Raw genomic sequence first — 7,824 nt, forward strand, 5'->3', positions numbered from 1 at the left:
CGGTAAAGGTCTGGAGGGATTCCCGTGATTAATAAAGAGTTTGACAATCTTTTAAAGTCCATATTGGATCGGCACCGTAGACATGGGATAATGACCATAGACTTGTCCAACGACAATGGGATAAAAATATTGAGAGAATATTTAGCAGACGCGCATAGTTTGGGGATGTATCAAGGGGCGAACATCGCTATAGATGCCATTCGGAAATGAGGAATGCAGTATGAAGTACGGTCCACGCAAACCCAGTCTAAACAAACGTATAGCAGCTCGTACCAGCCTCAAGAGGCAGCTTGTCCATCGTGCAGGACTCAAGATGCCACGCGGTTGGGGATGGCTCAGAAACCCACGTAAGGCGGTGTACAACCGTAGCTCGTTTGACTTGTTTAAGCTGATTGGCAAAATATTAAAATAGGAGGGATCGGGCATGAGTAATAATGCACTTGATGACCTGCTAAAATCCATATTGGATCGTCACCACAAACATGGTCTAATGGCATTAGACCTGACAAACGATGACGATATAAGCATATTGAGAGGTCATTTAGGAGCTGCACACAGTTTGGGGATGCAGCGGAGTATCGAAATATTTGAGCGTGTACAAAGCAAATAACAAAAAGCTCTGCCGACCAATTAAGGTTAGCAGAGCTTTTTTTACGTACATTACTTATTAACTGTTGCTGTATTGGTCTTGTTGTCCCACTCCACTGTAGCGCCCCATGCCTCACCGACAGCCCGCAGCGGTACATAGGTTTTACCGTTAATCAGCACGCCATCCTCAATACTCTTACCATTTACGATTACCTTTGCTTTGTCCACCTGTTCATCATCCTCCCCACGCTGCTGCGCGTAGTAATCTTTTAAATACTGTGTCGGCTCCACGACACCCGCCTCCGTTTGCGTCCAGCCAAAAGACGGACTGTACGCCTTGCGTACCTCATAATGCAGGTGCGGCCCGGTTGACTTACCAGTGCTGCCCTGATTGCCAACTACTTGCCCTCTCATGACTTGCTGACCAACTTTAACCGCCACACTGGAAAGGTGAGCATATACGTGCAAGTGGCCTGTATCATCCTTGACAGCCACCACATTTCCCATGTTGCCAAACCCGGAGCCAGTTACGCCCATCTTGGCGTGCAACACCTCTCCAGCAACAAATGCCTTTATCGGTCCGTTAGACGGCGTAATGACCAAATCCACGCCACGATGAAACCTCTTAACCTTGTCCACCGGATGAATGCGGTAGCCGAAGGGCGATGTGAGTCTATATCCTTCAAATGGGTTCATTGTTCACCACCGCCTTTCCGCGCCTGTTTGACAATTTGGTTACCGTACACTGCAAACGCTCCAGCTAGTACGCCCTGAATGATGGCCTGCGGCCCCCAACCAATCATCCAGATAGTCAGCAGCACAGCAACACCCGTGACAATATACACAATGCTCCAGTCCGGCACTCTTGGAGTCTTCTTCAATCCGTATCCAATAACCCAGCAAACCGCCACCACAATAAGTAATTTAGGGTCAATAAGACCATATACCATATTCCAATCCATAGTTAAATTCCTCCTGTTTCTTCTTTTCGGTCAAGTCGTTTGTGAGCCTGTTTCGCTGATTCTTCAACCCGCGTAACCCGTTCGGATAAGGCATCAATCCTTTGCCCCTGCACCCGCTGTTCGAGCCGAATGTCGTCCACGCCGCGCTTGATGTAATCAACATCCGCACGTTGCAAAGCTTCCGCTCCCGCCTCTTGAATGATGTCTTGCCTCATTGATCTGCTGCGCCCGGCCCACCCTAAAATAATCCCACTAATCGCAGCAATTAACGAAAAAATAACTGTAATATCCATCCTTCTCCCCGTCTCTCTGCTCAGGAAAATTATCCTGACCTAAAATAAGCCCCCAACCATTGTGAGGGCATAAAAATAGCGCATCCGATTGGATACGCTGGTTAATTTTTTTGCGGTGTTGCTAGGATCGCTTTTTGTTCTTCCTCACTAATAAATTTTGGTGTGTATGAAATTAGTCGTTGTTCATCGACTTTGTTCATAGTCCACATATTCAACAAAAACCCATACATAAGGCTTCACCTCCTTCCATTAAGCTTTTGTAACGTCCATAAGAGCAAGCAAAGCGGCCTCTGTACTATCCTGGCGCGCCTTGAGGTCGCTCACCTGCTCCGTCAATGGGGCTTGATAATCGGGTTTTGACTCTCCAGTGTCCACATAAGCAAACTCCAGCTTGCCAGTATCCGGATTTACCCAATACGACTTTGCGCGTGTGAAGTCTTCCGTATATTTATCAAACTCCAGCTTGAGCACGTCCACTTGTTCCGGGTCAAACCCTTTGAGCTGTGGGTAAAATCCCATATCCTGTTCTTTCGTCGTTTCTACCGCCCAAGGTGATTCGACTTGGGATGTGATGTAAATAACTTCACCTGTCGTTTTTCTATAGTATACCTTTGGCCCGATTTTACTCATTTCACTTCATCCTCTCTTATTCGAACGCCCACCACTCATAAGCGGCGATTTTCGCAATGGGTGAACCACCAGCGTACGCGTCTATCTTGCTACCAGACAATTTTACGCTAAACCCTTGTATCGGAGGTTCAAGGTACCCAATTCCGATGGAGTTATTCCTCCATCCTATGGCGCCTTTGTTGTCGTTAAATACGTTGGAAGTCATCACGAACGCATCTACCTGATTCGGGTATGATCCGGCGCCGCTGGAAACGTCCGAAAGAACGGCCCTCACAAAAATTCGGCGCACGGTAAAAGGTAAAGCGACAGCTATGGTCATTTCCACAGATTGACCCCAACTCGACGCAGTCACGCTCTGACCGTTAAATGTACCGGACGCAAAGCGTTTTACTGGTAGGTTCGTTATTGCTGCCGCTAACTGATCCCAGGTCATCCCTGAGTTGGCGTTCCCTCCTTTGCCAGTAATGGCGGCAGTAATACCGTTTTTCCCATTACTGGCTTGCGTAAAAGCCTGGTCAGCCCGATCATATGCCGCTTTAACGGCAGACGGTGTAGCTGCCTGATCGGTAGCAGTGCTGTTGGTAGACGTATTAAGCTGTGTAATGCCCCGCGCCTGTGTTGACGCAGAGGGCAAGTCCGATGCCGTATGACTATGTTGCTTTGGAGCTGCGTAATTCTTGTCGGCTAATTCGCTCCAAGTTGTCCAAGCTCCAGCAACTGTCCTTACTCGTTTAAAAATACCACCTGTATCGTCTACGTACAGGTGGACAGCCGCAAGCCCTTCTGTCACATCTGATTTTGCAACAAATAGGCCGCCCTTAGGATATGCTCCCGGTGGACTATGATCCGTGGCAGGCGTAAAAGTAGACCTATCAACCCGCCACACACCTGGAGCCAGCAAAAAATCAAAATCATCCATAAAAACCTTGCCTTTGTCAGCCATAGAAGCAGTATACAGATCCGAAAGAGCTTTGCTATTCGGAACGGTTGTGGAACGGTTGTCCTTGTAATTTTCGCTGAGTCTGACAATACCTTTTACTGTAGTGGTGGCATCCGGAACTTTTACATCAGCTATCTTAGTGTCGGTGTAGTCCTTGGCATTTTTCAACGCATCAGCTACGTCCTGCGGAGTGGCGTATATAATCGTATCATCCACGACAACAGTTACCCGCGATTCATTACTGACCGTCAATTCAAAGTTAAAGAGCTTTTTTAGGACGGCGGAAGTATTTTGAGCATCAATGTACTCGGCTCCCTCACCCGCATTAGCGTACGCGTAAAGGATCTCGCCCAAGTCTGGATCAGTCGCCCATAGTCCAACCTCGCGGAAGAAAAACCCGTTGGAAATACCTTGGTTGCTGAAATCGAATCCAGGCACGACCACATTTTCAGACTGTATTTTCAAACGACTGACTGGGAAGGATATTTTCTCATTGATGAGGGCCTTTAATGCAATCGGCATTTGCCCAGCTAACTTCCCGTCCCCCGCTGAAAATTTTGTATATGTTATTTTGGTCTGTCCAGCTTCTGCCTTTGCCAGCAGATTTCGACCACGATTAGTAATCTGGATTCCGTCGAAAGCCAATTTAATTCACCTGCCTTAAATTGATGAAGTCCACTTGCTGTGTACCTACACCATAGTAATGTGTGCCCTTTGCCGAATCCAAGACAACAACGCGGCGCAGGTGGGCGCTTTTCCGCTTAACAGACTCGACAACCTCCAAAAACTGCTGCGCCTGTTCTTCGGTAGCCTTCGGGTTGGAGACAACAACCTGGAAATAGCCCGGATCGTCGCCATACTCCCACCATTCCTCCACTTTCCCGTATCCGAATATAGTCGTCACTAGGTCCTCTACAGCGCTCGGTGTACCCTTGCGGCGATGGAGTGGTATAGACTGCTGGACAAGCTCCCTGCGTTGCTCAAGCGGCAATGTAGGGTCGTAGTAGTCCACATGGAACTGCCAAGCCAATTCGTCAGTTTCTTCGTCCGTCCAATCAGTGCGCCCGAATAAATTAACCTTCTGGATTTTTGCGGTTAACTCATCCATCTTAACGTCGAAGGCCATTGCCGCATCACGCACCTGCTTATCTGTCCGCAAGTTATCAGGTAGCAGGTCCAATAGGCTTAATTCAGACAGTTTAATCATCAGCAAGCCCCCCGAAAGTTATTGCCACAGTCCCTTCCTTGGCGACTTGACTTGAACCCAACTCCAAGAAAGCGGGCGACCGAATATCAAGCCGCGAAGCTCCAGCCTCAACAAGCATATGCGTTAACTGCGATGGGTTTATGTCTCGACCTAATCGTGATTTTTGCCATAGCTTGTATTCAGATAAAGCGGCCTCTACGGCCTTTTGAATACTCACTACGTCTGTAGCATTCGATTTCCGAATGTAGTAAGTCAGATCAATATTGTAATCGACTGTTGTGGGCGCTCTGACAGTAACCTTATCTGTCAGAGGTCGTCGCGTCCGATCATCCAGCACTGCAAACACCTCGTCAAGAACGGTTTGTGTGGGGATGACCCCGCCAGCAAGCAATACGGTAACCACCACCTGCATAGGACTTGGCGAATCCACGTGTACGTCTGCTATTGATGCACTAGCAGTTTTGGCCCAATATGCATACGCACCATCTGGACCCGCTACACTAAACGATTCCGGGGCAATGTGAATCCGCTCGCGGTATGGGTCATTGTCCTCAACGGCAGCCCCGCCCGATGTTTCGGTCAGATTGGTTACAGATGCTACATAAGGGAGTGGGTCAATCAGTGTCGTGAGTTGGCCTGCGATATATCCATTGCCTTCCGTCCCTGACACATTGCATTCTGCTGCCACTGTAATTACTACGTCACCAATCGGGACGGATACCGCTTCTTTGGTAGAAAAATAAATGGTTCCGTCGCCTTCGGTTGGACCTATACGGGTCCCTGCGGGGATAATCTGGACATTCGGCAGTGGAGTGGACAATGTGAACTGGATTAGGGTAACGGCATAATCAGCACCTAAACGCGGTGTTTCCACGAAGGCTCCCAAATGGTCCAGCACATCCCCGCGCGCATACCGGAGTAGTTGCCCCTTGGCGACCTGATTTAATTTAACCTCTTGCATTACCATTTTGTACGCTATCGCATTTATGAAAATACGAAGCGGATCGGCAGGGGCAAGCTGCCTCTTTGCGATTGATTCGTAAAGGGAAATAAGGGAATCCTGCATTGCCTTAACATCAGCCTGGACAAAATCAATATCCGGCAGCTCAGCCAGTGTACTCATCCGCATTCACCTCCTGCTCGTCAAAATATACGACCGGGATTAACCGCCCGCTGTCGGGGTCGTCCTGCGGATTCACAAATTGGATTTCTTGAATTAATATTCGCGGCTCATATTCACCGACCAATTCATAGATTTGCGACGTAATAAGTGCCTTGGAAACTTCTGTCGGCTCGTCCAATGCTGCTGGATCAAACCCAAACTGTCGATTCAATACAACCGATCCGCGCCAGGATGTGAGCAGTGTAAACAGGTTTTGTCGCAATTCCGCCTCCGTGGTAGCTGGTGCGAAGTCAATCGGCTGGGTACCGGATAACGTAAGGTTGTACTGGCTCATTTAACGTACTCCTTTAGCGTTATGTTGATGGTTCCAGACAATAGGTTCCCTCGGTTATCCACGTGCGTCCAAGCCTGCTCAAGCCCCGTTACAACCCACAGACCCACCCCCAGTTTTTTACCGCCGATTGTCAACGCTCCGGCTTTTCCTTTTCGATCCCAGTCAACCAGCTTATCCATTTCCTTACGTGGATTGGTGCCGTGCCATGCAGCAAAGTACATCGTAAATGTCACGGTATCCAACCCCGGCCCTAAGAACTGGCTTTTGGGCTTCTTCAACATAATTTCGTGGTCAGCCCAACGGCTGGCGCTAGACCGGGTAAGCTCGCGAAATGTACGAATCACCTTCGGCGTAACAACAAAAGCAATGTTGCCATAGCTACCTATTTTAGCTGCCATCACGCACCTCCTATCGGCTCATTCAATTCAGTTACCGAACCGACGACCGTTACATTACCACCAAACCGGACCGCTGGAGCATTTATGTTTACGCTGCTGGCGTTAATCTCTACGGTTTGGGCTGTAATTTGCACGGAATCCGCTTGTATACTTACGGTCTTGGCCTGTACGTTTACAGCACCAACCGCATTGATCTCTATGGAGCCTGTAGTCTTATCAAAGTACACATGGCTTCCATCCTCAAAATAGATACCACGCTGCGATTGATCTGCAGGCATATCATAGCTGCCGTCATATAACGCACCAAGACAAACTCCATCTGGTCGTCCATTCCCGATAAAAATACACGCCACATTGTCACCCGGCTCTGGCATCGCATTGGAAAGACCCCAGCCAGTCCCAGTTGTTAAAAGTGGCAGCTCCGGGGAAACCATGTCGTCCATGTCAGGGAAAACCACCCGAACTTTTCCCGTTTCGGTGTCTACACTGGAGACAACCCCGATTCTATTTAATTTTTCATTTGCCATTTCACCACCCCAAAACTTTCCTGATTTCCAGATTGGTCGTATAACCGGATCCGCCAACAGTATGAGTAACAGAAACAATAATGTACTTGCCGTCGAATCTTCCAAACCCTTTTATAGTGATGGTCATCCCGGCAGCAAGGCCAACATTCCCCATAAGAGACAAAGTAGCTTTACCAGCCTCTTTATTCTTTTCACGGAGACTCTTACGAGCTGCGTTAAGGGCTTCCGCCTGCGAGCCTACACTTTGGGAAACCTTTAAGATTGGCCCATCTTTCGGAGCACCAGGCGGACGATAAATCACCTTAATCGGCTTTGGCTGCTCCGCTTTTTCTTTCTTCTTTTTGGTCTTCGATTCCTTATCAGTTTCCTTGGAATCAGCGGCGGTTGTAGCAGCCTTGGTCTTGTCCTTATCGTCCTTTTTTTCATCCTTCTTATCGTCTTTTTTCTTGGAAGATTTCTTTTTGGCTGCTGCTGGCTGATAGCTGACCTCACAGGCTGCATATGCTACGTCCTGAGTCGAAAAGGTGAACCCGTAGCTGATAATGTCCGACACTCCGCGCTCAATCGTCAACGCAGGCGGTTTTTGCTCATAAACGTATTCATCAAACAGGACTAGCTTTTTGCCAGTCACCTTTAAGGCGATGCCTTCCTGTTTGCACAAGTCATTTAAAAAAGCTAGGTCAGACACATCCGTCTGATCCTGGCGGTCGTATTTTGGGTTCCCGTGAGCCTCATACATCAACGTGAAGCCCGCGCGTTTGGCGATTTCAGCAGCAATAGACTTGAGCGTCACCGACTCCCAAGCCTTCGTTTTCTTCTCCT

Annotated in this window: 13 protein-coding genes; 2 read left to right on the forward strand and 11 right to left on the reverse strand. The window is 48.5% G+C overall.

The window, feature by feature from the left end:
• Nucleotides 1-220 precede the first annotated feature (220 nt).
• Nucleotides 221-412: a hypothetical protein gene (locus QD47_RS28745; RefSeq protein ID WP_044649343.1), complete on the forward strand. Its 192-nt coding sequence runs from the start codon at nt 221-223 to the stop codon at nt 410-412.
• A 12-nt stretch (nt 413-424) separates the two neighbouring features.
• Nucleotides 425-610: a hypothetical protein gene (locus QD47_RS28750; RefSeq protein ID WP_044649344.1), complete on the forward strand. Its 186-nt coding sequence runs from the start codon at nt 425-427 to the stop codon at nt 608-610.
• A gap of 50 nt (nt 611-660) precedes the next feature.
• Here the strand turns inward: QD47_RS28750 and QD47_RS33565 are convergent, their stop codons facing one another.
• The 11 genes from QD47_RS33565 to QD47_RS28810 form a co-directional block, all read right to left on the reverse strand.
• The gene (locus tag QD47_RS33565) at nt 661-1,284 is read right to left on the reverse strand and encodes a peptidoglycan DD-metalloendopeptidase family protein (RefSeq protein WP_052647008.1); all 624 of its coding nucleotides are present in this window, start codon (nt 1,282-1,284) and stop codon (nt 661-663) included.
• Nucleotides 1,281-1,550 (reverse strand): phage holin family protein, encoded by a 270-nt coding sequence (locus QD47_RS28760; protein ID WP_044649345.1) that lies wholly within the window; start codon nt 1,548-1,550, stop codon nt 1,281-1,283. The genes QD47_RS33565 and QD47_RS28760 overlap by 4 nt, the downstream gene beginning before the upstream one ends.
• Before the next feature lie 2 nt (nt 1,551-1,552).
• Entirely contained in the window at nt 1,553-1,843 is a 291-nt protein-coding gene (locus QD47_RS28765; RefSeq protein ID WP_044649346.1) for a hypothetical protein, read from the reverse strand.
• Between the two features lie 249 nt (nt 1,844-2,092).
• On the reverse strand, nt 2,093-2,473 hold the full coding sequence (locus QD47_RS28770) for a hypothetical protein (protein WP_044649347.1): 381 nt from the start codon (nt 2,471-2,473) through the stop codon (nt 2,093-2,095).
• A 16-nt stretch (nt 2,474-2,489) separates the two neighbouring features.
• On the reverse strand, nt 2,490-4,058 hold the full coding sequence (locus QD47_RS30350; protein WP_052647010.1) for a tail fiber protein: 1,569 nt from the start codon (nt 4,056-4,058) through the stop codon (nt 2,490-2,492).
• Nucleotide 4,059: 1 nt separating this feature from the next.
• Complete coding sequence (locus tag QD47_RS28785; RefSeq protein ID WP_052647013.1) at nt 4,060-4,620, reverse strand: phage tail protein I; 561 nt, start codon at nt 4,618-4,620, stop codon at nt 4,060-4,062.
• On the reverse strand, nt 4,613-5,743 hold the full coding sequence (locus tag QD47_RS28790) for a baseplate assembly protein (protein ID WP_044649348.1): 1,131 nt from the start codon (nt 5,741-5,743) through the stop codon (nt 4,613-4,615). The genes QD47_RS28785 and QD47_RS28790 overlap by 8 nt, the downstream gene beginning before the upstream one ends.
• Nucleotides 5,727-6,077, reverse strand: a complete 351-nt coding sequence (locus QD47_RS28795; RefSeq protein ID WP_044649349.1) for a GPW/gp25 family protein — start codon at nt 6,075-6,077, stop codon at nt 5,727-5,729. Before QD47_RS28795 ends, QD47_RS28790 begins: the two co-directional genes overlap by 17 nt.
• Nucleotides 6,074-6,475, reverse strand: a complete 402-nt coding sequence (locus QD47_RS28800; RefSeq protein ID WP_044649350.1) for a phage tail protein — start codon at nt 6,473-6,475, stop codon at nt 6,074-6,076. The genes QD47_RS28795 and QD47_RS28800 overlap by 4 nt, the downstream gene beginning before the upstream one ends.
• Nucleotides 6,475-7,002: a phage baseplate assembly protein V gene (locus QD47_RS28805; protein WP_052647015.1), complete on the reverse strand. Its 528-nt coding sequence runs from the start codon at nt 7,000-7,002 to the stop codon at nt 6,475-6,477. Before QD47_RS28805 ends, QD47_RS28800 begins: the two co-directional genes overlap by 1 nt.
• A gap of 1 nt (nt 7,003) precedes the next feature.
• On the reverse strand, nt 7,004-7,824 hold an 821-nt coding region (locus QD47_RS28810; RefSeq protein WP_044649351.1), incomplete at its 5' end, for a phage late control D family protein.

It is taken from the genome of Paenibacillus terrae (assembly GCF_000943545.1).
In the GTDB taxonomy this organism is placed as follows: domain Bacteria; phylum Bacillota; class Bacilli; order Paenibacillales; family Paenibacillaceae; genus Paenibacillus; species Paenibacillus terrae_A.

Bases quoted from the DNA above. Each gene is read 5' to 3' on its own strand.
- QD47_RS28745 (WP_044649343.1), top strand. From the start codon at position 221: ATGAAGTACGGTCCACGCAAACCCAGTCTAAACAAACGTATAGCAGCT.
- QD47_RS28750 (WP_044649344.1), top strand. From the start codon at position 425: ATGAGTAATAATGCACTTGATGACCTGCTAAAATCCATATTGGATCGT.
- QD47_RS33565 (WP_052647008.1), bottom strand. From the start codon at position 1,284: ATGAACCCATTTGAAGGATATAGACTCACATCGCCCTTCGGCTACCGC.
- QD47_RS28760 (WP_044649345.1), bottom strand. From the start codon at position 1,550: ATGGATTGGAATATGGTATATGGTCTTATTGACCCTAAATTACTTATT.
- QD47_RS28765 (WP_044649346.1), bottom strand. From the start codon at position 1,843: ATGGATATTACAGTTATTTTTTCGTTAATTGCTGCGATTAGTGGGATT.
- QD47_RS28770 (WP_044649347.1), bottom strand. From the start codon at position 2,473: ATGAGTAAAATCGGGCCAAAGGTATACTATAGAAAAACGACAGGTGAA.
- QD47_RS28785 (WP_052647013.1), bottom strand. From the start codon at position 4,620: ATGATTAAACTGTCTGAATTAAGCCTATTGGACCTGCTACCTGATAAC.
- QD47_RS28790 (WP_044649348.1), bottom strand. From the start codon at position 5,743: ATGAGTACACTGGCTGAGCTGCCGGATATTGATTTTGTCCAGGCTGAT.
- QD47_RS28795 (WP_044649349.1), bottom strand. From the start codon at position 6,077: ATGAGCCAGTACAACCTTACGTTATCCGGTACCCAGCCGATTGACTTC.
- QD47_RS28800 (WP_044649350.1), bottom strand. From the start codon at position 6,475: ATGGCAGCTAAAATAGGTAGCTATGGCAACATTGCTTTTGTTGTTACG.
- QD47_RS28805 (WP_052647015.1), bottom strand. From the start codon at position 7,002: ATGGCAAATGAAAAATTAAATAGAATCGGGGTTGTCTCCAGTGTAGAC.